The sequence below is a fragment of the Microbacterium sp. ZW T2_14 genome (assembly GCF_044987405.1).
In the GTDB taxonomy this organism is placed as follows: domain Bacteria; phylum Actinomycetota; class Actinomycetes; order Actinomycetales; family Microbacteriaceae; genus Microbacterium.
Genome location: NZ_JBJDRK010000014.1, coordinates 39,452 through 64,666, shown reverse-complemented (window position 1 = coordinate 64,666; position 25,215 = coordinate 39,452). Strand labels below are relative to the sequence as shown.

18 protein-coding genes and 1 pseudogene are annotated in these 25,215 nt (G+C 70.7%); 8 read left to right on the top strand and 11 right to left on the bottom strand.

Annotated features, from left to right (window positions below):
• Positions 1 to 222: 222 nt before the first annotated feature.
• Positions 223 to 882 (bottom strand): TetR/AcrR family transcriptional regulator, encoded by a 660-nt coding sequence (locus ACI3KY_RS07095; RefSeq protein WP_404929477.1) that lies wholly within the window; start codon positions 880 to 882, stop codon positions 223 to 225.
• A 70-nt stretch (positions 883 to 952) separates the two neighbouring features.
• Between ACI3KY_RS07095 and ACI3KY_RS07090 the strand changes: the two genes are divergently transcribed.
• The gene (locus tag ACI3KY_RS07090) at positions 953 to 1,903 is read left to right on the top strand and encodes an alpha/beta hydrolase (protein ID WP_404929476.1); all 951 of its coding nucleotides are present in this window, start codon (positions 953 to 955) and stop codon (positions 1,901 to 1,903) included.
• A 9-nt stretch (positions 1,904 to 1,912) separates the two neighbouring features.
• On the opposite strand, the gene ACI3KY_RS07085 is transcribed toward ACI3KY_RS07090, so the two are convergent.
• Positions 1,913 to 4,078 carry an intein-containing Rv2578c family radical SAM protein gene (locus ACI3KY_RS07085; RefSeq protein ID WP_404929475.1) on the bottom strand — a complete coding sequence of 722 codons (2,166 nt, stop codon included), beginning with the start codon at positions 4,076 to 4,078 and terminating at the stop codon, positions 1,913 to 1,915.
• Between the two features lie 119 nt (positions 4,079 to 4,197).
• On the opposite strand from ACI3KY_RS07085, the gene ACI3KY_RS07080 reads away from it, so the two are divergent.
• Both ACI3KY_RS07080 and ACI3KY_RS07075 read left to right on the top strand, forming a co-directional pair.
• Positions 4,198 to 5,550: a M15 family metallopeptidase gene (locus ACI3KY_RS07080; protein WP_404929474.1), complete on the top strand. Its 1,353-nt coding sequence runs from the start codon at positions 4,198 to 4,200 to the stop codon at positions 5,548 to 5,550.
• Positions 5,551 to 5,795: 245 nt separating this feature from the next.
• The gene (locus ACI3KY_RS07075) at positions 5,796 to 6,959 is read left to right on the top strand and encodes an acyl-CoA dehydrogenase family protein (protein WP_194412024.1); all 1,164 of its coding nucleotides are present in this window, start codon (positions 5,796 to 5,798) and stop codon (positions 6,957 to 6,959) included.
• A 150-nt stretch (positions 6,960 to 7,109) separates the two neighbouring features.
• On the opposite strand, the gene ACI3KY_RS07070 is transcribed toward ACI3KY_RS07075, so the two are convergent.
• From ACI3KY_RS07070 to ACI3KY_RS07050, 5 genes and pseudogenes are all read right to left on the bottom strand, one after another.
• Positions 7,110 to 7,637: an ECF transporter S component gene (locus tag ACI3KY_RS07070; RefSeq protein WP_404929473.1), complete on the bottom strand. Its 528-nt coding sequence runs from the start codon at positions 7,635 to 7,637 to the stop codon at positions 7,110 to 7,112.
• Between the two features lie 130 nt (positions 7,638 to 7,767).
• Positions 7,768 to 8,523: pseudogene (locus ACI3KY_RS07065) on the bottom strand (siderophore-interacting protein); the annotation flags it as partial.
• Positions 8,524 to 8,586: 63 nt separating this feature from the next.
• Entirely contained in the window at positions 8,587 to 9,438 is an 852-nt protein-coding gene (locus ACI3KY_RS07060) for an energy-coupling factor transporter transmembrane component T (RefSeq protein WP_404929472.1), read from the bottom strand.
• Positions 9,435 to 11,525, bottom strand: a complete 2,091-nt coding sequence (locus tag ACI3KY_RS07055; protein WP_404929471.1) for an ABC transporter ATP-binding protein — start codon at positions 11,523 to 11,525, stop codon at positions 9,435 to 9,437. Before ACI3KY_RS07055 ends, ACI3KY_RS07060 begins: the two co-directional genes overlap by 4 nt.
• 218 nt (positions 11,526 to 11,743) lie before the next feature.
• Entirely contained in the window at positions 11,744 to 12,295 is a 552-nt protein-coding gene (locus ACI3KY_RS07050) for an ECF transporter S component (RefSeq protein WP_404929470.1), read from the bottom strand.
• Positions 12,296 to 12,436: 141 nt separating this feature from the next.
• Between ACI3KY_RS07050 and ACI3KY_RS07045 the strand changes: the two genes are divergently transcribed.
• The gene (locus ACI3KY_RS07045; protein WP_404929469.1) at positions 12,437 to 15,448 is read left to right on the top strand and encodes a S8 family peptidase; all 3,012 of its coding nucleotides are present in this window, start codon (positions 12,437 to 12,439) and stop codon (positions 15,446 to 15,448) included.
• Positions 15,449 to 15,567: 119 nt separating this feature from the next.
• On the opposite strand, the gene ACI3KY_RS07040 is transcribed toward ACI3KY_RS07045, so the two are convergent.
• Together ACI3KY_RS07040 and ACI3KY_RS07035 are read right to left on the bottom strand one after the other, a co-directional pair.
• Positions 15,568 to 16,557, bottom strand: coding sequence for a pirin family protein (locus ACI3KY_RS07040; RefSeq protein ID WP_404929468.1), 990 nt, complete (start codon positions 16,555 to 16,557; stop codon positions 15,568 to 15,570).
• 10 nt (positions 16,558 to 16,567) lie between these two features.
• Positions 16,568 to 16,960: a GNAT family N-acetyltransferase gene (locus ACI3KY_RS07035; protein ID WP_404929489.1), complete on the bottom strand. Its 393-nt coding sequence runs from the start codon at positions 16,958 to 16,960 to the stop codon at positions 16,568 to 16,570.
• 101 nt (positions 16,961 to 17,061) lie between these two features.
• On the opposite strand from ACI3KY_RS07035, the gene ACI3KY_RS07030 reads away from it, so the two are divergent.
• Positions 17,062 to 17,901, top strand: a complete 840-nt coding sequence (locus tag ACI3KY_RS07030) for a GDSL-type esterase/lipase family protein (protein WP_404929467.1) — start codon at positions 17,062 to 17,064, stop codon at positions 17,899 to 17,901.
• Between the two features lie 96 nt (positions 17,902 to 17,997).
• Positions 17,998 to 20,556, top strand: a complete 2,559-nt coding sequence (locus ACI3KY_RS07025; RefSeq protein WP_404929466.1) for a DEAD/DEAH box helicase — start codon at positions 17,998 to 18,000, stop codon at positions 20,554 to 20,556.
• A gap of 149 nt (positions 20,557 to 20,705) precedes the next feature.
• Here ACI3KY_RS07025 and ACI3KY_RS07020 read toward each other — a convergent pair whose 3' ends face one another.
• Positions 20,706 to 21,578, bottom strand: coding sequence for an SDR family oxidoreductase (locus ACI3KY_RS07020; protein ID WP_404929465.1), 873 nt, complete (start codon positions 21,576 to 21,578; stop codon positions 20,706 to 20,708).
• Positions 21,579 to 21,655: 77 nt separating this feature from the next.
• Between ACI3KY_RS07020 and ACI3KY_RS07015 the strand changes: the two genes are divergently transcribed.
• Both ACI3KY_RS07015 and recQ read left to right on the top strand, forming a co-directional pair.
• Entirely contained in the window at positions 21,656 to 22,246 is a 591-nt protein-coding gene (locus tag ACI3KY_RS07015; RefSeq protein ID WP_404929464.1) for a DUF1697 domain-containing protein, read from the top strand.
• A 255-nt stretch (positions 22,247 to 22,501) separates the two neighbouring features.
• Positions 22,502 to 24,511, top strand: coding sequence for a DNA helicase RecQ (recQ, locus tag ACI3KY_RS07010; protein ID WP_404929463.1), 2,010 nt, complete (start codon positions 22,502 to 22,504; stop codon positions 24,509 to 24,511).
• Between the two features lie 88 nt (positions 24,512 to 24,599).
• Here the strand turns inward: recQ and ACI3KY_RS07005 are convergent, their stop codons facing one another.
• Entirely contained in the window at positions 24,600 to 25,190 is a 591-nt protein-coding gene (locus tag ACI3KY_RS07005) for a TetR/AcrR family transcriptional regulator (RefSeq protein WP_404929462.1), read from the bottom strand.
• Positions 25,191 to 25,215: the final 25 nt, after the last annotated feature.

Here is a 25,215-nt window from a genome sequence, read left to right as displayed (position 1 = left end):
ACCGTCGTTGAAGGCGGGCGTCCCCCCGGGGGCGCCCGCCTTCACCCGTCTCGCGGAGACGGCGTTCGGTTCGGGAGGCGCGTTCTGTCACTTCCGCGTCGCGGTAGCGGCGCGTCGTGACCCCGGAACGGGGTTGTGGGCGGTTCGGGAGGCGCGTTCTGTTGCTTCCGCGTCGCGGTAGCGGCGCGTCGTGACCCCGGAGTGGGATGCCGGCGGCCGGTCTCAGGCGGCGGCGGCGGCGATCGACGCGACGAGGGCGGGGTCGGCGCCGAGTGCCGTGAGGCGGGACCGCAGCGCGACCTCGGCGCGGCGGTAGGGCTCGTCGCTCACGTGGAGCAGGGAGCGGGTGTTCGCCGCCTCGAGGAATGAGACCATCTCGAACGTCAGCTGAGCGGCGTCGTCGAGCAGGGGCAGCTCGCCCGCGGCCATCGCGTGCTCGACGCTGCGGGTGAGGTAGTCCTCCCAGTCGACGGATGCGGCGACGATCGCGTCGCGGACGATGCCGGGCTTCGCGTCGAACTCGACGGAGGTCGCGGCGAAGAAGCAGCCGCCGCTGAACACTCGGTCGCGTGAGTACGCCAGCCAGTCCGACAGCAGCGCGCAGACACGCACGAGGCCGCGAGGCGTACGCGCGCGGGCCGGCGCGACCACACGATCGATGAACACCTCGCGGGCCGCAGCGACGACAGCGAGCTGCAGCTGCTCCTTGGAGCCGAACAGGGTGGCGATCCCGCTCTTGCTGTGGCCCGAGGCATCCGCCAACCGGCCGATCGTCAGCCCGTCGAGCCCATCCACCGTTGCGGTGTCGACCGCGTGCGCGAGGACCGCGCGGCGAGACTCGTCGCCGCGTACGCGACGGCGATCGACGGGGGCTTGTGTCACGAATCGAGGTTACCGTACGATCGTTCGTATTCATAAGTACGATCGTTCGTATTCATCGGATCGGAGCACCATGAATCCCGCCTTCGCCGCAGCCGGCGCATCCATTCGCGCCGTGGGCGCGCTGTCTCCGCGAGCCGGGGCCGCTGTCGCCATGCCCTTGTTCGCCCACGTCGCCAAACCGCGCCCGGTGCACGACGACGACAAGGCCACGATGTCGCAGGCCCGGCGGCGCACCGTGCGGATTCCCGGCATCGATCGGCGCGGCGTCGACGTCGTCACCTACGAGTGGGGCCGTGGTCCGCGCACGGTGGTGCTGTCGCACGGGTGGCTCGGTCGCGCGAGCCAGTTCTCACGGCTTGTGCGGGAGCTCGTCGCCGAGCAGTATCGCGTGGTCGCCTTCGACGGCCCCGCGCACGGCGAGTCGGCAGGACGCCACATGTATCTCGTCGACTGGCTCGATGTGTACGCCGATCTGCAGCAGCGCCATGGCGCCTTCGAGGCGATGATCGGCCACTCGTTCGGCGGACTCGCGACGCTTGTCGCCGTCGCGGGAGGGGCGGATGCCGCACGCGTCGTCACGGTATCGTCCCTGGCCGATGCGGATGAGCTGCTGCGTCAGTTCCAGCGCATGGTCGGCTACTCGGACGCGGTCACGGTGCGCCTGCGTGAACGCTTCGCCGCCCGGTACTTCCCCGGCGATCCCGATCCGTTCGAGTGGCTCTCGGCCGTGCGCCGCCCCCTGCCGGACGGGGTGCCGCTGCTGCTCGCGCACGACGAGAGGGACCGTTTCGTGCCGTTCGCGGAGTCGGTGCGCATCCGGTCCGCGAACCCCGACGCGACCTTCCTCCCGACGACCGGTCTGGGGCACAACCGGATCCTGGGGGCCGACATCGTGCTGGACGCGGTGCTCGATCACCTCGAGTCGCCCGTCGGCGCCGCGGCTGCGGCACTCGACCGCCCTGCTGCGACCGTCGCGCCCGCGACGCCGTTCGATCAGCCGGCGACACCGGTCCCGGTCTAGACACCGCGGTCAGAACAGCCGGGCGGATGCCTCCTCACCGGGTGCGACGCGCGCCGCGGCCGCGCGCAGCGAGGTGGCGGCCGCTCGTCCGCGCGACGTCGTGATGATGGGCGGCGCGCTGCGGGCCTCGGCGCGGTCGGCCAGGCCGGCGACCGGTGTGCCGCGAGGGCTCTCGTCCTCGGCGCTCCCGTCGAGGCCGTGCACGCGCAGGAGCGGCCGCACCCGCTTCGCCAGCCACGCGCGGTACGCCTTCGGGGCGGTGGTCGTCACACCGGGGTAGAGGCCGCGGTAGGACGACACGAGTTCGGGGTGGCGCTCCGCCAGCCACTGCAGGAACCACTCCTTCGCGCCGGGGCGCAGGTGCAGGGCGCCGTACACGACGCGCACCGCCCCCGCGGCCTTGATGCGGCTGAGCGCGTGGTCGATCGCGGCGATCGAGTCCGTGAGGTGCGGAATGATCGGCATCAGGAACACGGTGACGCGGAAACCGGCCTCGGTCGCCGCCCGCACCGTCTCCAGACGCGCGGTCGCGTTCGGCGTGCCCGGTTCGATGAGGTGCTGCAACTCGTCGTCGAACACCGCGATCGACATCGCGAGCGTCACGTGCACGGCGGCGCCGGCATCCTTCAGCATCGGCAGATCGCGCCGCAGGAGCGTGCCCTTCGTGAGGATCGAGAACGGCGTCCCCGACTCGGTCAGCGCCGAGACGATGCCGGGCATGAGCTTGTAGCGCCCCTCGGCACGCTGATACGGGTCGGTGTTCGTGCCGAGCATCACCGGATCGTGCTGCCAGCTTCCCCGACGCAGCTCTTTCTGCAGCACGTCGGCGACGTTCACTTTGACGACGACCTGGGTGTCGAAGTCCCGCCCTGCGTCGAGCTCCAGGTACTCGTGCGTCCCCCGCGCGAAGCAATTGTGACTGATGACGCCGTTCGCGACGAAGTCCCCGGTGCCTGTCGTGATGTCCACCATGTCGATGTCGTGCCCGAGATCCTCGATGCTGACGATCTTCAGATCGGCGACCGTCTTCACCGCGGTTCCGACGATGTCGAGCTTTCGCGTGATGGCGGGCTCAGTGAGTCGGAAGAAGCGCTGGCGGATGGGGAGACCACCCGAAAGGCGGACGCTGCGCACACCATTCGATCGCAGGGGCTCGAGGACGTGCGGGAATCGGTGTGCGTCGAGGGCGTCTTGGATCAGCTGCAGCAGTTCGGGATCTTTGTTGCTGATCCGAAGTATGCCGCGGGAGCACGAGCCCTCTGCATCGAAGATGCCCGCGAGGAATCCCGCGTGCCAGGCGGAGGTACGCAGCGGAGGGACGGCGACGATCGTTTCGATGGTCGCAACGTCGGCTCGACGTGCGGAGTGGATCGCGGTCATCGCGCGGCGCGTCGCGCTTGCCGGCGCGAACGGCCGTGTCCTCGTCGGCACGCCCTCATCGGCCAACAGCCGGCGTGTGCGATCGAGCGCTTCCGTGTCTGCGAGGGCGAGTCGGAAGAGATGGAGCTCTCGCGTACGACTGGGAGAGGTGTACGAGCGGTGGAAGAGCATGCCGTCACCTCGGATCATTCCTGACAGGTAACCTCGTCGGAATTCGCCACCCAGTCGGGGGCCGAGGGTGGCTCGACCGCCCAGACCGAAACCCATCAGGCGGTTGCTGGTCGTGAGATAGGGGCGCTGATCGCTGCCGCTCATCGCCCCGATGACGTGTTTCCATCCGCGTTCGGTCAGGAACCGATGGTCACCGCTCGCGACGAGCTCCGTTCCGTCGGCGAGCGTCACGCGGTACGCGCGTTTGCGGGTGGTCCACTTCGCCCTCACCTCTGTGCGGACATAGCGTCGATAGTCGCCGCTCTGCTCCGTTCCGATGATCTCCTGGCCGATCGTAAGTTCGTCGATGCGCCGCTGGCGGCCGTCGGCACAGAGCACGAGAGTGTCGGGGCTGACGCAATAGACGCAGGCATGGCTGCAGCCGCGGTAGGGATTCACCGTCCAGTCGAAGGGCATGGCCGAAGCGCTGGGCACGCGGTTGAGTGCGGACTTGCAGAGCACCTCATGAAACGTCACGCCGGCGAACTCGGGCGTCGTCACCGAGCGCACCAGACCGTTCAGCTGTTCGAGGCCGGGCAGGGCTGCGGCATCCGAGACACCCAGTTCTTGACCCTGCCAACGCATGACTCCATGAGAACAAAGCTTCGAACTTAAGTCAAGACGCCGTGCGAAGGAATAGAACATCGACGGGCGGGATGCCGTCCGGCTGGTCAAAACGCCTCGTCCCGACCAGAATGGCAGGCGTGACGGAGCCTGGCGGGCTCGCTACCCCCCGAGCCGCCCCCAAGACTCGTCGTGCCGCCCGAGCGATGCGCGAGGAGGCGGATCGCCGCGCCCGCAGCGCGCAGGCCGACCCCGCGGCCGACGCGGTCGTGGCGTTCGAACTGCCGAGCGAGGACTTCGCGCCGAGCTCGCTGTCGCATGCCGCGCCCTCGGCGCTGCCCCCCGAACTCCGGCCCCTGGCAGCAGAGCCGGCATCCGCGCCGGCCGCATCACCCGCCCCCGATACGCAGCTCGGAACGTCGGCGGCGCACGCGGTGCCGCCTCTCGGCATCCGGCCGCGGGGCCGGATCGGGGGTCAGGGTCGTCGCGCCGTCAGCGAGCGACGGGCCGCCCGCGCCGCCGAGCTGCTGGCGGTCGACGAGGCCGCGCTGCCCGTGCGCCATGCGCGGCCGCGACGGATCACGCGGCGGCTCGTCGTCGTCGCGGGTCTCGCCACGGGTGCTGCCCTGCTGCTCGGATCAGCGGCGATGACCGCCATGATGCTGCCCACGCTGCCGTCGGGCGCCGGCGACGCCGCGCTCTCGCTGACGGCCGAGCCGCGCCACGTGGATCAGCTCCCCGTGCCGCAGGTCGAGCAGTCGCCGCCTGTCGCCGACATCTGCACGCTACCTGCCGTGACGGCCGCGATCCAGGGCGGCGACGACACCGCAGCGATTCTCGCGGCCGGCGGTGGTGAGGCGTTCCGGTCCGCCGTGGTTGACGGCCGGGCGCCCTGCGTGAACCTGGGCGACTCCGCCCGCATGTGGACCGTCGTGGACAAGATCCGCCCCACGAGCCCCATCGACTACCGGCCGAGCGGGCTCGTCCTTCCCGACGGGGTGCGCAACATCGAAGGCGGCGCACTGCGCTCGGACGCGGCATCCGCTCTCGCGTCGCTCGTCACCGGTGCGCGGAACGCAGGGGTCGGCGAGATCGCCCTCGAGAGCGGCTTCCGCTCGTACCAGACGCAGCAGGAGACCTACGGGCGCCATGTCGCCGAGCGCGGCGACGGGGCCGACCAGGTCAGCGCACGCCCTGGCTACAGCGAGCATCAGCTGGGCCTCGGCGCCGACGTCGTGGCCTGCGCGGGCGCGTGCGGCACACTCGACGATCTCGCGGCCTCCGCGCAGGGCCAGTGGATCGTCGATCACGCGTGGGAGCACGGCTGGATCGTCCGCTACGTGGAGGGCGCCACCCCGGTGACCGGGTACAACCCCGAACCCTGGCACCTGCGCTACATCGGCACAGAGCTCGCCCAGGCGTACCACGACGGCGGGTGGACATCGCTCGAGGAGTTCTTCGGCCTCGACCCGGCCCCGGCGTATCTCGGCTGACGCCGTCCTTCAGGCCTCGCCCCGGCTGGTCGCCCGTGGCGGCAGCGGCATCGCGCCGCGTCGGCGCCGAACCCCGCTGGTGCCCCCACGCGGCCGCTGCCCTCCGAGCACCGCTTCCGGCCGAGGTCGCGGCATCCGTCCAGTGAAACTGAGTACCATATGCGGTGAGATGCAATTCCAACCGGGGACGCGTCTCCACGCACTCGAGCTCAGCGAAGAGAAGAACGACGAGAGGAAGGCGCACCATGGAGCGCGACATCTACGACGAAGATCACGAGGCGTTCCGCGACGTCGTCAAGGAGTTCGTCAAGCGCTATGCGACGAACGAGGCGCGTGAGCGCTGGGACGCCGAGGGCGAGATCGACCGCGCCACCATGCTGGCCGCGGGCGAGTCCGGCCTCATCGGCCTCTCCGTGCCGGAGGAGTTCGGCGGCGCCGGCATGCTCCAGGACTACCGCTTCCGCACGATCGTGAACGAAGAGGTCATCGGCGCGGGAGCCGGTTCGCTCGCCGGCGCCTTCGGGATCCAGGACGACCTCGCCGTGCCGTACATCGTGCACATGGGCACGCAGGAGCAGAAGGAGAAGTGGCTCCCGGGCATGGCGACCGGCGAGATCCTCGGCGCGCTCGCGATGACCGAGCCCGGCGCGGGCAGCGACCTGCGCGGGATCAAGACCACCGCGAAGCGGGTCGAGGGCGGCTACGTCGTGAACGGCGCCAAGACCTTCATCTCCAGTGGCAAGACCGCCGACATCGTGGTCACCTTCGTGAAGACCGGCGAGGGCAACCGCCCCGACGCCTTCAGCCTGCTCATCATCGAGAACGGCATGGAGGGCTTCGACCACGGCAAGAAGCTCCACAAGATGGGCTCGCACGGCCACGACACGGCCGAGCTGTCGTTCAGCGACGTCTTCGTGCCCGAGGAGAACCTCATCAGCGGCAAGGAGGGTCAGGGCTTCATCCAGCTCATGATGAACCTCCCGCTGGAGCGTCTGTCGATCGGCATCGCCGCCGGCTCCGCCGCGCAGGCGGCCCTGGCGTGGACCGTCGACTACACCAAGAGCCGTGAGGCCTTCGGTGAGCGCATCATCGACTTCCAGAACACTCGCTTCAAGCTGGCGGATGTCGCCACCACCGTCGACGTGATGTGGGCGTACCTCGACCGGGCGCTCCTGGCGTACAAGGACGGCAAGCTGTCGGCCGAAGAGGCGGCGAAGGTCAAGTTCTGGACGACCGAGCGCGAGTGGGAGATCCTCGACACCTGCGTGCAGCTGCACGGCGGCTACGGCTACATCACCGAGTACCCGATCGCCCGCGCGTTCCTCGACGCCCGCGTCCACCGCATCTACGGCGGCACGAACGAGATCATGCGCGAGATCGTCGGCCGACAGATCGCCGGCAAGCGCTGACTCGCTTCTGAACGATGGATGCCGCGGCCCGGCCCTCTCGCGAGGGTCCGGGCCGCGGCATCCGTCGTCCGTGCGTTCACCGCACCGGGGCTCCGCAGTCACGAACTGTCCGTCCCGTCGGCGCACCGACGCGGAACACGACTGCGGAGCTCAGGGGGTGACGGGTGGGCGCCGACGGGCGAGCTTCGCGACGCCGGCCTTGCGCAGGCGATCGGCGACGAGGATGCCGAGCCCGACGCCCGCGAGGCAGCTGGCGATCGTGAGGACGAAGAAGGTCACGAGCGTCCAGGGCGGCATGGCTGCGAGGTTGAACGAGGCCGCCGCGAAGATCGGGTAGACCACGCCGACGAAGACGGCGCCGGCGTAGTACTGCCACGTGCGCCAAGAGCGGTAGAGGCAGACGAGGAAGGCCAGTTCGGCGAAGAACGCCCACCACACGGCCGCTCCGATGAACGGGAACACCACGAGCCCCGAGATCACCCCGACGAGGATGCCGGCGAACGGCCGCTCGAGCAGCCGCAGCGCGACGGTCGCCGGCAGCAGCCACAGCCCGGCGATCGCGACCGAGATGAACGGCACGGTCGCGAAGAGCACCGTCGAGATCCAGCCGGCGCCCCACAGCATCACGCCGCCGGCGACACCGATGGCGGCGCAGGTCAGCAGATACGCCGTCGTCACCCGGCCCCGAAGTCGCAGCGCACCGCGGTGGAGGCCCACTCGTGAGCGGCGCGGAGGCGGCGCCGACGACGCGCCAGTAGCCGCAGAAGCTCACGTGGTCCTTCGAGACGCCGCGCTCGCCGACGAGGTGCCGGCGACCCTCGGTCGCGAGGGCCTGCTCGCCCACGACGTACGCGTGGAACGGGGCATCCGGAATCGAGGCATCACGCAGCGCCTGCAACGCCGGTGTTCCGGGCGTGACATCGTGGTCGCGCACGATCCACTGGACGTCGACGCCCGGCGGGTGCGGAAACTCCAGGGCGTCGTCGGCCGACGGCACCTCGACGATCGCCAGGCCGGTCGCCTGCGCCGGAAGAGAGGCGCAGATGCCCGCGACCGCGGGGAGGCCCGTCTCGTCGGCGACGAGCACGACGCGATCCGTGCCCCGCTCGGGGTTGAAGGTGAGTCCCTCGTCGATGATGACGACGCTCTCGCCCGGTCCGCAGGTCTCGGCCCACCGCGATGCCGGACCCGCTGTGCCGTCGGCCGCCGAGCCGTGCAGCACGAAGTCGACGTCGATCTCGGCATCCGCGGTGGCGGTCGCGGGACGGAAGGCGCGCACCGTGTAGTTGCGCATCACCGGGCGGACGCCGTCGGGGATGCGGAGGTACTTGAGGTACCCGAACATCTTGTTCGCCTTCGCCGGGAGGCGGTCCAGCCCTTCGTCGCCGCCCAGCGGCAGGAAGAGACGGAACCACTGGTCGTAGCCCATCGGGCGGAACCTGTCGATCTCGCCTCCGCCGAGCGTGACCCGCAGCCAGTGCGGCGCGAGGCGCTCGGTACGCAGCACCTGCAGATGCACGAGGCCCTGCGTATCGGGCTTGACGAGTCGGGGAACCGGTGCCATGTCAGTGCTCCTTGATGACGGCGAGGGGGGTGAGTGCGACAGGGGAGTCGAGCGCGGGCGGGGTCATGACAGACCCCAGGGGAAGAAGGAGGTGAGGATCGCGGCCGACACCGCCCAGAACGCCAGCACGAAGACCGTGTCGCGCACGCGCCAGGGCACGAGGTATCGCTCGGTGCGGTCGGGATGCGCGCCGAACGCGCGGGCGTCCATGGCGAGGGCGACGCGCTCGGCATGGCGGATGGCGCCGGCCATGAGCGGCACGACATAGCCGAACCAACGCGCCGCCGCGGCGAGCGGACCCCGACCGCCGTGCGCGCCGCGCACGCGGTGCGCCTGACGGATGACGTCGAGCTCGTGCCCGAACCGCGGCACGAAGCGGAACGCCGCCAGCGCCGTGTAGCCGATGCGATACGGCACGCGCAGCTGCTGCACGGTCGCGCGCACGAGGTCGGGTCCCGTGGTCGACAGCCCCGCGATGAGCGTGAGCGCGACGATCGCCGAGAGTCGCAGACCCGTCGCGCCGCCGACGGCGAGTGCCCCGCCGTACATCGTCCAGCCGCCGAGCTGCCACACCACGACGGACTGGTCCACGCGCGAGGGGTCCGTCCACAGCGCGAACCCGAAGCCGATCACCAGCGCGCTGACCGGCAGGGCGAGGAAGAGCACGGCAGCCAGCCGTCGTGTGAAGTCGACGCCGACCAGCAGCACGGCATACGCGAGCAGCAGGAACGCGGCGGGGGTCGCGGCATCCCTCACGAACACCAGCACCGCCATCGCGGGCAGCGGCGCAGCCAGCTTCGCGAGCGGGTTGAGCGCGTAGAGGAAGCGGATCCCGGATGCCTGGACCCGCGTCGCGTACGGATCCACCGGGCTGTGCACGGCTGTGGCCGCGGTGAGAGGGCCGGCGTCGGTCACTTCTCGCTCCCCCCGCTGGTGGAGTGCGCGGGCGCCGTTCCGTATTCGGGGAACGGGTGGGTGCCGGCGGCTTCGGCAGCGCTCGCCACGCCGTTCCCGGGCGCGGGACGCGTGACGGGGGTGCCCGAAGCGCCGGGGAGGTCGGCGAGGCGCGCGATGCGGGACAGCTCGGGATGCCGCTGCACACCGCCCAGCGCGCGACGCAGCGGAGGCGGGCGCAGGCCTGCACGGGCGATGAGCGCGTCGTCGGCGAAGATCGCGGCGGTGGGGCCCTCGGCGAGCACGCGGCCGTCGGCGAGGATCACGGTGCGGTCGGCGTATTCCGTCACGAGCTGCATGTCGTGGGTCACGACGATGACCGTGGTGCCCTCGGCGTTCAGCTGCGACAGCAGCGACAGCAGCTCGTCGGCGCGGGCGCGGTCCTGCCCGAAGGTCGGCTCGTCGAGCACGAGCACCGGTGCGCCGGCGACCAGCGCCGTGCCGACCGAGAGCCGCCGCTTCTGTCCGCCCGAGAGCAGGAACGGATGGCTGTCGGCCTTGCCGTCGAGCCCGAACCGCTCGAGCAGCGCCAGGGTGCGCGCGCGCACCTCGTCGTCGGGCAGGTGCTGCCGCCGGAGGCCGTGGGCGATCTCGTCGAAGACGGTGTGCGCGATGAACTGGTGCTCGGGGTTCTGGAACACGAAGCCGATGCGCCTGCTCAGCGTGCGGGCGTCGGCGCGGCCGATGTCGAGTCCGTCGACGTGCACCGTGCCTTTCGGCGGTGCGACCACGCCGGCGAGGGCCTGGATGAGGCTGGTCTTGCCGGCGCCGTTCGCCCCCACCACCGCGACGAAGGCGCCTCGCGGCACATCGAGGTCGACGCCGTGCAGCACGTCGCTGCGCCCGCGGCGGAGGGTGAGGCTCCGAACCGTGATGAGGGGCGTGTCCGGAAGCTCCGCACCCCGGTCGGTGAGCGAGGGAGCGCCGGCGACCGAGTCGAAACGCCCCGGACCGACCGGGCCCGCGGGCTCGGCGCGTTTCGTCTCGCTCGTTCCTCGCTCGCTCAACGACCGGGGAGAAGGGGACGCTCCGGTGGACTCGCTCGACGACCGGGGAGAGGGGGACGCTCCGGTGGACTCGCTCGACGACCGGGGAGAGGGGGACGCTCCGGTGGACTCGCTCGACGACCCGGGAGAGGGGGACGCTCCGGTGGACTCGCTCAACGGGCGGGCTCCCGCCGGGGCATCCTCCGTCTCCAGGGCGTCGCGCAGTTCGTCGGGGGTCAGCGGCAGAGGGTCGAGCGTGAATCCCGCGCGGCGCAGCCGCAGTGCGGCGATCGTCGACACCGGCAGCCACACGCCCATGTCGTGCAGATCCTCGGCACGGTCGCGCAGTACCTCGTCGACGGTGCCGTCGGCGGCGAGGCGGCCGTCGTGCCCGAGGACCAGCACGCGGTCGACGAAGCCCACGGCCGCGTCGAGATTGTGCTCCACCAGCAGGATGGCCCGGTCGCCCGCCGAGACGAGCTCCGCGAGGGCGGCATAGACCTCCTCTATCCCTGCCGGGTCGAGGTTCGCGGTCGGCTCGTCGAACACGAGCAGGGGCGACCCCATCGCCAGGGCGCACGCGATCGCGAGGCGCTGTCGCCCGCCGCCCGACAGCCGGTCGGGGTTCTCGGCGCGGCGTTCCCAGAGGCCCACGCGGCGGAGGGCGTCCTCGGCGCGGGCGAGCACCTCGGCCACCGGCATCCGCAGATTCTCGGGTCCGAACGCGACCTCGTCGAGCACGGTGCCGGTCACCAGCTGTGCGTCGGGATCCTGGAAGACCATGCCGACCCGCGTGCTGAGCTCGGCGACGGGCGTGGTCTGCGTGTCGAGCCCGTCGACCGCCACCGATCCGGTGACGCTCGCCGGCACCACCTGCGGGAGCAGGCCGTTGAGCGCGAGCGTCAACGTGGACTTGCCCGAGCCGCTGGGACCCAGCAACAGCACCACTTCTCCCGGTGCGATGTCGAACGAGATGGATGCCGGAGCCGGCGTCGTCTCGCCGTCATGGGTGATGCCGAGCCCGCGCACCCGCAGCAGCGGCACGGCAGAGGGCACGGGCATCCGATCGTCGAAGGAAACTTAGCCTTCCCTAACTTACCCGCCTTCTCGCCCCCCACCAATCGGATGACTTGGCGTATATATGTACGCGACACGCCAGGGTGTCGCGTATATATACGGCAAGTCACGGGAAGACGTCCCACGGGCGCGCGACGGCGACGGCGGGGCGGCCGGGAGCGGCAGGCGCTGCGGCCCGGGGCGCGGGCGCGGGGAGTGGCGCGTCAGGCGCGGCTGCGGCGAGCCACGCCGGCGCGGCGCAGCGCACCGCCGATGGCGAGGCCGATGGCCGTCCACGCCACGGGGCCGACGATGAAGAGAGCGACGTAGACGATCTGCGCCCACAGGGCGAACTTCGTGACGTCGGCCGCGAACCAGATCGCCACCGCGATGACGGCGCCGACGATGACCGCCGAGAGGAAGAAGCGCCAGGGCTCCCAGCGGCGATAGCGCGACGTGGCCGCGATGATCTCCTGCAGGCCGCCGATCAGCAGGGCCGTGCCGATGTAGCGCCCGATCCACAGCGGCACGATGGCGCTGGCGACGAGGGCGGCGATGAGGTGCGTGATGAGGGCGACCCACGGCCGGCGCAGCAGATCCTGCGCGACGACACCGGGAAGGACGTGGACCCCGAGGACGAGCCCGTAGAGGATCGGCGCACCCGCCGAGACGAAGCCGCTGATCGCACCGGCTCCGGCCTGCAGAACACCCGTTGCGACGCCGATCGCGGCGCAGGTGAGCAGAACGCTCGTTGAAATCCGGGTTCGATCAGCCACCTGCCCAGCGTACTTGGCTACGGAAGTACGTTTCTCACACATCTCTCATTTACTGAGATTCCGCTGACAGTTACGTTTGAGATCGCTGCGCCCCAACGATGTGGCGCGGCAACTCCCAGCACATCAACCTGGAGGCCACACATGGGTCGATCCTCCGTCAGAGCAGCAGCGGTCGTCACACTCGCCGCGCTGTTCGCGGGCACTGCCACAGCAAGTTTCGGCGCGGTACCCGAGGCGGTGACAGCACCTGTTCCCGTCGACGCCGCCGGCGGCCACTACATCGTCGTCCTGAAGGGCGCGCCCCTCGCGACCTACGACGGCGGCGTGAGCGGTATCGCCCCGACCAAGCCCGGCAAGGGCAACCAGCTCGACGCGCAGTCCGCGAACTCGCAGAAGTACGTCGCGCATCTCAAGAAGGAGCAGGCGGACTTCGCCACCGAGAACGGTGTGACTCCGGCCAGCACCTACCAGGTCGTGCTCAACGGCTTCAGTGCGGACCTGACGGCAGAGCAGGTCGGCAAGCTGCAGACCGACAAGGACGTGCTCGGGGTGTTCCCCGACGAGATCTACCACCCGACCGCCGCGGTGCCTTCGACGGAGTTCCTCGGTCTCGGAGCGGGTGCGAACGGCAGCGGCGGCGTGTGGGACAGCGTCGGCGGCACGGCAGCGGCGGGCAAGGGCATCGTCGTCGGCGTCGTCGACACCGGCATCTCGCCCGAGAACCCCTCGTTCGCCGGCAGCAAGCTGAGCACCAAGCCGAGCAGCGAGCCCTATCTCTCGGGCGACAACATCGTCTACAAGAAGGCCGACGGCGGCACGTTCGTGACCCAGCGCGTGGCCGGCGAGCAGTGGAGCAAGCAGGACTACAGCACCAAGCTGATCGGCGCGCGCTACTTCAACACCGGTGCCGCGGCCTCGGGCTTCTCGTTCAAGACGGACTTCGCATCACCGCGTGACCTCGAGGGCCACGGCTCGCACACGGCGAGCACCGCCGCGGGCAACTTCGGCGTCTCGGCCTCGGTCGAGGGCATCGACTTCGGCAAGATCTCGGGAGTGGCTCCCGCCGCCAAGGTCGCGGCCTACAAGGCCTGCTACGGCGGACCGGACCCGCTCTCGACGGATGACGACATCTGCGCGGGCAGCGACCTGATCGCCGCCATCAACGCCGCCGTCGCCGACGGCGTCGACGTCATCAACTACTCGATCGGCGGCGGCTCCGCCACGAGCGTGCTGCAGGCTGACGACATCGCATTCCTCAACGCCGCTGCCGCGGGCGTCTTCGTGTCGGTGAGTGCCGGCAACGACGGCCCCGACGCCGCCACCGCCGACCACGCATCGCCGTGGTACACGACGGTCGCAGCATCCACCATTCCCACCTATGAGGGAACGGTGCAGTGGAACGGCCAGCAGGCGGTCGGCGCCTCGGTGACGGTGTTCTCGCAGCCCGAGGGCAAGGTCTCGGGCAACGCCGTCTACGCCGGTGAGGCAGCCCTCGCAGGCGCCGCACCGAACGAGGCTTCGCTCTGCTTCCTCGGCACGCTCGACCCGGCCAAGGTCGCCGGCAAGATCGTTGTGTGCGATCGCGGTACCAACGCCCGCGTCGAGAAGTCGCAGGCTGTCGCCGAGGCCGGTGGCATCGGAATGGTGCTCGTCAACGTCACGCCGGGTTCGCTCGACAACGACTTCCACTCGGTGCCCACCGTGCACATCGACGCGCAGTACCGCGACGCGCTCCTGGCGTACGTCAAGGGCAACGCGGCCGCCACCATCACCCTCGTCGGTGACAACGTGACGGGCATCCCCACGCCGACGCCGCAGATCGCGGGCTTCTCGAGCCGCGGACCGATGCTGGCCGACGGCAGCGACGTGATCAAGCCCGACGTCTCCGCCCCCGGTGTGGCGATCCTCGCGGCGACGAACAACGCCAAGGGATCCGCGCCGACGTTCGGCTTCATGTCGGGCACCTCGATGTCGTCGCCGCACGTCGCCGGTCTCGGTGCCCTGTACCTCGGGAAGTACCCGAAGGCGACGCCGGCCGAGGTGAAGTCCGCGCTCATGACGACCGCGTACGACCTCGTCGACTCGAAGAACCAGCCGGTCACCGACCCGTTCACGCAGGGTGCCGGACACGTCGACCCGACGAAGTACTTCAACCCGGGACTGCTGTACCTCAACGGTGCCTCGGACTGGCAGTCGTACATCGAGGGCGCCCTCGGTGCGGACTACTGGGAGGGTGTCGACCCGACCGACCCGAGCGACCTCAACATCGCCTCGATCGGCGTGGGCGCGCTGGCCGGCAACCAGACGATCACCCGCACGGTGACGGCTGCCAAAGCCGGGACGTACACGGCATCGGTCGATGTGCCCGGTGTCGACGCGGTCGTCACTCCCTCCTCGTTCACGATCGAGGCGGGCAAGACGCAGACGTTCACCATCGAGTTCACCAACGCGACGGCTCCCGTCGAGGAGTGGGCGACCGGCTTCCTCACGTGGACCGGCGCCGACACGTCGGTGCGCTCGCCGATCGCGGTGTTCCCGGTCACGGCAGATGCCCCGACGGCGGTCTCGGGTGAGGGTGCCGACGGCGACGTCGACATCACCATCACCCCGGGCTACACCGGCGAGCTGCCGCTGAACGTGTTCGGCCTCGCGAAGGAGGACGTGCTGATCGACGGTGACGAGACCACCGGCGCGGCCACGGACGGCAAGACCGAGAAGCTCGTGCAGGTGGCTGCCGGCACCGAGCTCGCGCGGTTCGAGCTGGACTCGTCGGACGACACGGGCAGCGACCTCGACCTCACGGTCATGCGCGTCGTGAGCGAGACCGATCACCGGTACTACCAGGCCTGGACGTCCGCGACCGGCTCGGCCGATGAGGCCGTGCAGATCGCGCAGCCGACCGCCGGGTGGTACCTGATCACGGCGGACGTGTACGCGTTCACCGCGCCGTTCACCTGGACGGCGACGAGCACCCTCGTCGGGGCCGGAGGCGTGGGTTCGCTCACCGCCGACCCCGCGGTGATCGACGCGGAGCAGGCCACGCCCACGACGTACAACGTGTCGTGGTCGGGCCTCGAGGCGGGCAGCTACCTGGGTGTCGTGCGCTACGGCGACTCGCAGGTGCGCACGGTCGTCTCGGTCGACGTCCCGTAAGCGTTCCGGCAAGAAGAGGCGCCCGGGCTGCGGCCCGGGCGCCTCTTCGCGTCGGGAGACGGATGCCGCGTCCCGACGCGATCGGAATCGCCGACGCGGCGCCCGCGTGCCGGGATGAGTTACAGCCGGCGCCGGCGGCGGGTGAGCCGGACGGCGGGCATCGGAGGCGCCGGGATCCGCTCGTCGCCGTGGTCGACGACGTGGCCGAAGCGCTCGCCTCCGGACTCCCAGGCCTCGCGAGCCTCCACGATCTCTTCGTGCGTGCGGCCGACGAAGTTCCACCACATCACGACGTCGTCCTCGAAGGGCTCGCCGCCGAGAAGGAACAGCGTCGCGCCGGCGCCGCTCGAGACGATGACATCGTCGCGTCGCGTGCCGAGGTAGAGCAGGTGGGCCGTGTCGACAGCCACCGTCTCCACGGCGTCGCCCTCACCGACCTCGGCGTCGCCGGATACGACGATGAGGGCGTGCTCCCAGTCCGGGTTCAACGGCACGCGCACCGTGGAGCCGGGGGCGATGCGCAGCTCGGCTCCGACGATCGGCGTGTACACGGTCGCGGGCGAGGCCACGCCGCCGAGCCGGCCGAGCACGACGGTCGCGGCGCCGGCGGCGCCGTCCACCGCGACGAGTTCCAGCTCGGGAAGCACCGCGTGCTGTTCGAAAGCGGGAGGACCGTGTCGCCGGGCTTCGGGCAGGGCGACCCACAACTGCAGCGCGTCCAGCGGTGCGGCATCCTCTCCCAGCGAGTATTCGGAGTGCGAGATGCCCGCCCCGCTCGTCATGAGGTTGAGCGCGCCACGACGCACGACCACGTCGCTGCCCACGGAATCGCGGTGGCGCACCTCGCCGAGGTAGGGCCAGGTGACGGTCTGCAGGCCGATGTGGGGGTGGGGCTCGACGCGCATGCGCGTCTGCTGCGGCCCGAAGCGGTCGAGGAAGCACCAGGCGCCGACGAGCGGCAGGTCGCGCTGCGGCAGCGAGCGGTGCACCGACATGGCGCGCACGCCACCGAGCGGCACCTCGCGGGTCTCGAGCAGGAGCGTGCGCGGTCCTGGGCAGTCGACCGCCGATTCGGTGGCGACGGCGTCGTCGGCGTCCAGTCTGGTCATGTGGGAGTGCTCACTCGGGGTGCGGCTGGTCGGGCCACTCGACGGTGAGCCCGGGCACCTCGTGTTCGCGCAGGTACTTCGCCACCACGGGGCAGTGGGGCACGACGGTCTCGCCACGGGCCGCGGCATCCGTCATCGCCTCGCCCACGAGCGTCTGCGCGATGCCCCGCCCGCGGAAGGCCGGGTCGACCTCGGTGTGCGGAAAGTGCAGGCGTCCGCGCGCATCGATGCGGAACACGGTGAATCCCGCGAGCACGCCGTCGACGTGCACCTCGTATCGGCGGTCCTCGTCGTTGCGGGTCACGATGGTCTGCGCAGTGGTGTCGGTCACAGGAATCCTTCCGTCGTCGTTCTCAACGTACGTCGCCCGCGCCGGATTCCGCCACCGCGGGTGCAGCCGCACCCCTGGCGGGAGGGATGCCACAGGTCTATCGTCGGCATCATCCGCGGTGTGCGCGGTTCGATTCGGGGGAATCGATCCTGTCAGGGATTCGAAGGGGAATCATGAAACGACGTCTACTGGCCGCGCTCGCGGCCGTCGCACTCGGAGCCGGCATGCTGGTGGCGGGTGCGGCCGGACCGGCCACGGCCTCACCGCTGATGGTCGCCAAGTACGTCGCTCTCGGCGACTCGATCGCCGCGGGCCAAGGCGGTGGTGCCCCGCTGGACACCTGCGTCCGGACCGACGGCGGCTACGCGGCACAGCTCGATGCGGAGCCGAAGTTCAACCTGCTGCGCAACGCGGCCTGCAGCGGCGCCACGATCGCCGACACCTTCAGTCAGCTGTCGCAGGTGAACCGCGGGACGACCGTCGTGACGCTCACCGTCGGCGCGAACGACCTCGATCTCGATCAGGTCTACGCGACCTGCTCGATGGCCGCGGCCGGCGGCGATCCTTCGCCCTGCCTCGCCGCGATTCAGAACGCCATCAGTTCGGCACCGGGGCTCGTCGCTCCGCTCACGTCCCTGATCAACGCGATCGCGGAGCGTGCGCCGGATGCGACGATCGTCGTCACCGGCTACCCGCACCTGCTCGAGGCACCGCCGGGCCTTCCGCAGTTCGCTCAGCTCGCGGCCCTCGTCGCGGCGGTGAACGATGCCACCGACGCCCTGAACGCCGCCATCCAGGCCGCCGTCGCCATGGCTGCCGCCACTGGTGTCGACGTCGTCTACGCGGACGTGGTCGACGCCTTCGCAGGGCACGGCGTGCAGCTCGTGCCGGGTGTGCCCAGCGATCCGTGGTTCGGAACCGACCCGGTGGGCGACCCCGCGGGCTACTTCCACCCGACGTACGAGGGGTACGCCGCCTACACCGACGTCATCCTGGCAGAGTTGGGGCGCTGAACCCGGGCACGCAGGCGGGGTGGGGGGATGCCGCAGCCGCGGCATCCCCCCACCCCCGCGGTCCGTCCCGGTGACGTGACCTGACAGACTCGGACGGTGACGCTCCTCGATACCATCGCGACCGCGGCGGCGGCGGCCGGCTCGGCCGCACCCGACGCCGACGCGCTCTACGACGCGTTCGTCGAGTGGGCGGCCGACGAGGGCTTCGCCCTGTATCCCGCGCAGGACGAGGCGGTCATCGAGATCGTGTCGGGCTCGCACGTGATCCTGTCGACGCCGACCGGCACGGGCAAGTCGCTGGTGGCCGTCGCCGCGCACGCCGCGTGCGTGGCGCGGGGCGGACGCAGCTACTACACGGCGCCGATCAAGGCGCTGGTGAGCGAGAAGTTCTTCGCGCTCGTCGAGATCTTCGGCGCTGCGAACGTCGGCATGGTCACCGGCGACTCGTCGGTCAACCCCGATGCGCCGATCGTCTGCTGCACCGCCGAGATCCTCGCGAACATCGCGCTCCGCCAGGGTGCGGGAGCCGACGTCGACCAGGTCGTGATGGACGAGTTCCACTACTACGGCGATCCCGATCGCGGGTGGGCCTGGCAGGTGCCGCTGCTGCTCCTGCCGCGCGCCCAGTTCGTGCTCATGTCGGCGACCCTGGGCGATGTCGCCGCGATCGCGGAGGACCTGGAACGCCGCACGGGCCGTCCGGTATCGCGGATCACCGGCGTCGACCGTCCGGTGCCGCTGCACTTCTCCTACGCCCGCACCCCCGTGCACGAGACCGTCGAGGAGCTGCTGCAGACCAACGAGGCGCCCGTGTACATCGTCCACTTCTCGCAGGCTGCCGCGATGGAGCGGGCGCAGGCGCTGTCGAGCATCCGGATCGTCTCCCGCGAGCAGCGGGACGCGATCGCGGAGGCCATCGGCGGGTTCCGCTTCACGACGGCGTTCGGCCGCATCCTGTCACGGTACGTGCGGGCCGGCATCGGCGTGCACCACGCCGGCATGCTGCCGCGCTACCGCCGGCTCGTCGAGACGCTGGCGCAGCGCGGCCTGCTGCGCGTCATCTGCGGCACCGACACGCTGGGCGTCGGCATCAACGTGCCCATCCGCACGGTGATGATCACGGCGCTGTCGAAGTACGACGGCACGAAGATGCGGCAGCTGTCGGCACGCGAGTTCCACCAGATCTCCGGCCGCGCCGGCCGCGCCGGCTACGACACGTCGGGCACCGTCGTCGTGATGGCGCCGGAGTGGGAGATCGAGAACGAGGCGGCGCTCCGCAAGGCCGGCGATGACGCCGCCAAGCGCAGGAAGATCGTGCGCAAGAAGGCCCCGACCGGGGTCGTCAACTGGGGCCTCGGATCCTTCGAGCGCCTCGTCGACGCCGAGCCCGAGCCGCTGGTGCCGCAGCTGTCGCTGACCGCCGCGATGCTCATCAACGTCATCGCCCGCGGCGGCGACGTGTTCGAGAACGTGCGGTCGCTGGTCTTCGACAACCACGAACCGCGAGCCAGGCGCTACGAGCTCGCACGCCGGGCGATCGCGATCTTCCGCACCCTGCTCACCGCCGGTGTGGTCGAGATCGACCGGAGCGGAGGCACGGATGCCGCGGGCCGCGGCATCCGGAATCAGATCCGCCTCACGGTCGACTTGCAGCCGAACTTCGCCCTCAACCAGCCGCTCTCGCCGTTCGCGCTCGCGGCGATCGGCCTGCTGGACCCCGAGGACGCGCCCGGTGCGGCGGGCACGGGCCATTACGCGCTCGACGTGGTGAGCGTCATCGAGGCGACGCTCGACGATCCGCGCCAGATCCTCTCGCAGCAGGAGTACCGGGCACGCGGCGAGGCCGTGGCGGCGATGAAGCAGGACGGCATCGAGTACGACGAGCGGATGGCCCTGCTCGAGGAGGTCACGTACCCGAAGCCGCTCGAGGAGCTGCTGAGCCAGGCATACGAGGTGTTCGCGTCGAGCCAGCCGTGGATCCGCGACTTCGAGCTGTCGCCGAAGTCGGTGGTGCGCGACATGTTCGAGCGGGCGCTGTCGTTCTCGGAGCTCATCTCGCTGTACCAGCTGTCGCGCAGCGAGGGGCTCGTGCTGCGCTATCTGTCGGACGCGTACCGTGCGATCCGGCAGACGGTGCCGACCGAGGCGCAGACCGACGAGCTGCACGACATCGTCGCGTGGCTGGGCGAGGTCGTGCGACAGGTCGACTCGAGCCTCGTCGACGAGTGGGAGGCCCTGGTCAACCCCGTCGCCGACCCCACGGCCCCGGTCGTGCCGCCCGCGCCGCCATCGGTGCTGACCAACCGGCGCGCGTTCAACGTGCTGGTGCGCAACGAGCTGTTCCGCCGCGTGCAGCTGGCCGCCCTGCAGCGCGACGACGAACTCACCGAGCTCGACCCCGACGTCGACTGGCCGGCCGCGCTGGACGCGTACTTCGACGAGCACGACGAGATCCTCACCGGCGGTCCCGCGCGCTCACCGCGACTCGTGACGGTGGACGAGACGGATGCCGCCTCCGGTGTCTGGCGCGTCGAGCAGACGGTCGACGATCCTGCCGGCGACCACGACTGGCGCATCCGCGGGGTCGTCGAGCTCGCTGCCTCGGTCGAGGCGGGGGCCGCCGTGGTGCGGGTCACCGAGGTCGTCCGGCTCTGAGCCGCGCGGCCCCCGGTGGATGTCGCGCGGCCCGGGGCCGCGGCATCCGCTGCTCTTTCCTGCGAGCGCTGCGTCCCGCGACGCCGCGCTCGCAGCAAACTGTCGCGGTCGAGCGGGCAGCCCGACGGCGGCTGCGAGCAGGAGAGAGGTCAGCCGAGGCCGAGTCCGCCGTCGGTGGAGAGCACCTGGCCGACGACCCACGCGCCATCCGGCGTCGCGAGCCATCCGATGAGGCGCGCCGGATCGGCGGGTTCGCCGTAGCGGCCGAACGGGGTCGACCGCATCCACTCCTCGATCTCCTCGAGCGGCCGGTCGGTCGTGGCGGGATCGAGGTAGCCGGTGTTGACCGGACCCGGGTCGATCGTGTTGAGGATGATCCCGAGGTCGAGCAGCTCCGCCGCGACGGTCTGGGTGACGCCGGCAAGTGCCGCCTTGCTCGCGGCGTACGCGACCTCGCCCCGCATCGGGCCGTGGATCTGCCCCGACGTCATCCAGAACACGCGCCCGACCGGTTCGGCGAAGGGGCCGCGACGCGCGACGCGCTCCCCGGGCCGCGCGGCCGTGCCGTCCCGGGCGTGCCGCGCGGCGAACTCGCGGGTCAGCAGGATCGTCGAGCGGGTGTTGGTCTGCCAGAACGAGTCGAGCCGGTCGGCCGTCATGTCGAGGATCGATCCGTCGTCGCCCGACTGCGCGTGGTTGCACACGAGGATGTCGAGTCGTCCGGTGAGCGCCCGGGCCGCGTCGAGAACGAGGGGGATGGATGCCGCGTCCCGCAGGTCGGCGCTCACGTCGCCGAGCTGCGCACCCGCCGTGAGCTCGGCTCGTAGGCCGTCGCGCACGGCGCCGAGGTCGTCCGTGCCCCAAGGCTGGTTGGCGTCGTGAGCGGAGTAGTGGTGGAGGAAGAGGTCGGCGCCGAGCCGCGCGAACCGGGTGGCGACGGCGTAGCCGATGCCGCGTCGGCGCGAGACGCCGGTGACGAGGGCGGTCTTGCCGCGCAGCGGGAAGGACGGGGACGAGAACATGCGATGCCTTTCGAAGGACGCCGCGACGCGGCATCCGTGTTCGGGAGATGGTGACGAAGGCAGGTCACAGGCATTGCATGACGAAGACGATAACGGATGCCGCGGGCCACGGCATCCGTCATGATGGCGTGATGCCGACCTACGTGGCGTTCCTGCGCGCGATCAACCTGGGCGCGAACCGCAAGTTCGCGAAGGACGACATCCGGCGTGCCGTCGAGAGCGTCGGGTTCACCGACGTCGAGACGCACATCAACACCGGCAACGTGCGGTTCACCACGCCGATGCGCTCGCGGGCGAAGATCGAGGCGGCGCTCGAGGATGCGTTCGCGGCCGACCGTGGATTCGACGTTCCGACCATGGTGTTCACTGCGGCCGAAGTCGCCGACATCGCTCGCGAGGCTGCGGCGCTGGGCGCCGAGAGGCCCGGGCTCGAGCGGCACTACGTCTATCTGCTCAAGGAGGAGCTGTCGGCCGACACGGTGGCGCGCGTGGAAGGGCTCGCGACGCCGGTCGGCGGCATGGTGGTGCGAGGACGCGTCGCGCACGCCTTGCTGGGTCCCGGCTACCAGGCCGGCAACGTCGACCCCCTCGGCGCGGCGAACCTGCTCGGCGTCGCGACGAGCCGCAACGCCACCGTCATCAACGCCATCGCCGCCAAGTGGTGCTGAGAGCCCTGTGGCGTTGAGCCAGTTCGCTGAGGCGGAAGCGGCTTTCCTCAGCTGAGGAAAGCCGCCGAGTTGAGGAGCGGCCGGCGGCGTGTCGCCCCGCATTCGAGCTCGTTGCCTCAATTGAGGACCGCCGGACCGCGGCCGCCTCACCGTCCGGCTCCTCCCCAGCCGCGCCGCCCGCCGGATGCGACCGGGTTCTCCGCCGGCTCGCCGTCGGAGGGGATCACGTCGGATCCCGCGGCTACGCTGGGACGGGTGACCATCCCGCAGGGCGACCCGTACGCCGACCTCGCGTGGGAGCCCGATCTCCTGCCGCCCGAGTTCGGCGATGCGCCCCTGCCGGACGACGCGTGGGCACCGCCCGAGGACGGCTGGCAGCCGCCGCCGGACTTCGGTGCCGGCCCCTCCACCGACTTCGACCCGTTCGCGGGGGCAGGCCCGCGGCGCGACTTCACCGGCGCGGATCCGCGCACGGTGCTGCGGGAGGTCTACGGGTTCGACGCGTTCCGCGGCGAGCAGGCGGCCATCGTCGACCAGGTGGTCTCGGGCGGCGACGCCGTCGTGCTGATGCCCACCGGTGGCGGCAAGAGCGTCTGCTACCAGGTGCCGGCGCTCGTGCGCCCGGGGACCGGGCTCGTCGTGAGTCCGCTCATCGCGCTCATGCACGACCAGGTCGACGCCCTCCTCGCCAACGGCGTGCGCGCCGCCTATCTCAACTCGACGCAGGCGCCGCCCGAACGCGCGGCCGTCGAGCGGGCCTACCTCGCGGGCGAACTCGACCTGCTGTACGTCGCACCCGAGCGGCTGAACACCGAGACGACGCTGCGGTTCCTGGCACGCGGAAAGCTCAGCGTCATCGCGATCGACGAGGCGCACTGCGTGTCGCAGTGGGGCCACGACTTCCGGCCCGACTACCTCGCGCTCGGCGCCCTCGCCGAACGATTCCCCGGCGTGCCGCGGCTCGCCCTCACTGCCACGGCGACGCCCGCGACCCACCGCGAGATGACCGAGCGGCTGCAGCTGCCGAACGCGCTGCACTTCGTGTCGAGCTTCGACCGGCCCAACATCCAGTACCGCATCGAGGCCAAGTCCGACCCGCGCCGCCAGCTCGTCGCCTTCATCCGGTCGCAGGGTGTCGGATCGGCCGGCATCGTCTACGCGCTGAGTCGCAAGTCCGTCGAGCAGACCGCCGAGTTCCTCTCGACGCAGGGGATCGACGCGCTGCCGTACCACGCGGGGCTTCCTGCCGAGACCCGTGCCGCGAACCAGTCGCGGTTCCTCCGCGAGGACGGCGTCGTCATGGTCGCGACGATCGCCTTCGGCATGGGCATCGACAAACCCGACGTCCGCTTCGTCGCGCACATCGATCTTCCGAAGTCCGTCGAGGGGTACTACCAGGAGACGGGCCGGGCCGGCCGCGACGGCGAGCCGTCCGTCGCGTGGATGGCCTACGGGCTCGGCGATGTCGTGCAGCAGCGGCGCATGATCGACCAGTCTCCGGGCGACCGAGCCTTCAAGACCCGTCTCGGCCAGCACCTCGACGCGATGCTGGCTCTCTGCGAGACGATCGGATGCCGCCGCCAGAACCTCCTCGACTACTTCGGCGAGGCATCGGGCCCGTGCGGCAATTGCGACACCTGCATCGAGGCGCCCGAGACGTGGGACGGCCTCGTCCCGGCGCAGAAGCTGCTGTCGACCATTGTGCGGCTGCAGCGCGAGCGCGGTCAGGCGTTCGGCGCCGGCCACCTCATCGACATCCTGCGCGGCGGGTCGACCGACCGCGTCCGCCAGCAGGGCCACGACAAGCTCTCCACGTACGGCCTCGGCGCCGACCTCAGCGAGCAGGACTGGCGCAGCGTCATCCGCCAGCTGCTGGCCCGCGGCATCCTGGTCGCCCGCGGCGAGTACGGCACGCTCGCACTGGGTGAGCCGGCCGCCGGCGTGCTGCGCGGTGAGACGGCGGTGCCACTGCGCCGCGATGTGATGGGCCGTTCGGGCGGCGTCGCCCGGGTGCGCAAGACCACGGCGCCCGACAACCTCGACCCCGCGAACCTCGGCGTCTTCGAGGCGCTGCGCGCCTGGCGCACCGGCGTCGCGAAGGAGCTCGGCGTGCCCGCGTACATCGTCTTCGGCGATGCGACGCTGCGCGCGCTCGCCGAACGTCGCCCCGGCAGCCTCGCCGATCTCGACGGCGTCTCCGGCATCGGCGCCAAGAAGCGCGAGGCCTACGGCGAGGCCGTGCTCGAGGTCATCGCCGCCGCCTGAGCGGTTGCGCTGCGCGCCCCGCTCGAGGCGTGCGATCGTCTCTGACGATGTGGCGCAGGCGACGCGCGCCGCGGCCAAGCGGGGCGCCTCAGTCGAGATCGTGTGGTTCGCTGAGACCGGCCCAGACGGCGCCGACGATACGGTGTGCGATCGCGTCGGCGTCTGTGATCGCCTCCTCGCCGCGATACGTCGCCTGAAACGCCTCGAACAGTGCAGCGCCGGTCAGCACGCGCGAGACGGCCTCCGTGTCGACGCTTTTGCTCAGCCGGCCGGCGCCGACCTCGGCATCCAGATAGGCCATGACCAGGGCGGCGGGTCGGTCCGGCCCGCCGCCGTGTCGTGCCACGTCGCTGCGGTGTGCGTCGCGCAGGGAGGGCGTGCCGAAGATGGAAGCCGCCATGGGGAAGCTCTGCACATAGAAGTCCATCAGCTGGGCGACCAGCGTCTCGAGATTGGCGACGACGCTGGACGTGCCGACGAGCGATGCCGGACTGGCCAGGCGGGGCATCCGTTCGCCCAACACCGCCATGAAGATCTCCTGCTTGTCGGCGAAGTGCTTGTAGAGCAGGCCCTCGGAGCAGTCGGCAGCCCGTGCGATCTCTCGGGTGGTGGCAGCTGCGAGGCCCCGTTCGCGCAGGACCTGCGCGGCGGCGTCCAGGATTCGTTCGCGGGCGTTCATGAGGTCCTCTATGTGGTCCGAGGTG